This window comes from Arthrobacter sp. JCM 19049 (genome assembly GCF_001310435.1).
In genome coordinates this window covers 1-897 of sequence record NZ_BAXF01000712.1, presented here as the reverse complement: position 1 = coordinate 897, position 897 = coordinate 1, and the positions used below count along the sequence as shown (strand labels likewise).

Here is an 897-nt window from a genome sequence, read left to right as displayed (position 1 = left end):
CTTGGCGTCGATGCGGGGCTGGTCGCGCGGTTCTGCCGTCGGCATTCGGCGCACAGCCCATAGATCTCCACGGTGTGCTCCGGCTCGCTGAAGCCGTGCTCCTCGGCCACCCGGGCCGCCCAGCGCTCCACCGACGGAGCCAGCACCTCAACGGTCTTGGCGCACACCCGGCAAACCAGGTGATGGTGGTGCACCTCGGTCACGCACTGGCGGTAGCGGGCCTCACCGTCGCCCGAATGCAGCACATCGACCAGCCCGTCGTCCGCCATCGACTGCAGCAGCCGGTACACGGTGGCCAGCGAGACCTTGTGGTTCTGCTCCTGCAGCCAGCGGTGCAGCTGCTGGGCGGTGGCGAAATCGTTGACCTGGACTAACGCCTCGTTCAACGCCACACGCTGCTTGGTAACCCGGGTTTCCCCGGCACGCGTGGTTGACGGCTGCGTCATATGCGGACACCACTCCTATTAGTTGCCACGGGCGCGCGAAACGGCGGCGCCGGTACACCCACAATTTTAGCCAACTTCGCCCGGCAATGCGCCCGATGACTGGCCTCGGGTGTGGCTGGACGCCTAGTGTGGGGGTATGCGCATCGTATCCCGTGGTCATTCATGTGTTGAGGTATCCACCATCGACGGGTCGATCCTGGTCGATCCGGGCGGCTTTTCGGACCTGGAGGGGGCGTTCGAGCAGCAGCAGGCCGTGCTGATCACCCACGAGCACCCCGACATGTGCTGCCCGAGGTCGTCGCCGAGGCAGTCACCGCGAACCCCACCCTGCAGGTGTACGCCCCGCAGACGGTGGTCCAAACCCTGCACGAGCTGCTGCCGGCCGTCGCCCGCTCGCGGGTCGACCCGATCCAGCCCCGGCGCCCAGGTCACCGTCGGCGGCATCCAGGTG

At 67.2% G+C, this 897-nt stretch carries 2 protein-coding genes; one reads left to right on the top strand and one right to left on the bottom strand.

Going from position 1 to position 897, the window contains the following annotated elements:
* Window positions 1-446: Fur family transcriptional regulator (locus JCM19049_RS15710; protein ID WP_279403391.1), on the bottom strand; the 446-nt coding region annotated here is incomplete at its 3' end.
* A 136-nt stretch (window positions 447-582) separates the two neighbouring features.
* On the opposite strand from JCM19049_RS15710, the gene JCM19049_RS21430 reads away from it, so the two are divergent.
* Window positions 583-897 (top strand): MBL fold metallo-hydrolase (locus JCM19049_RS21430; protein ID WP_279403390.1); only part of this gene is annotated, 315 nt, incomplete at its 3' end.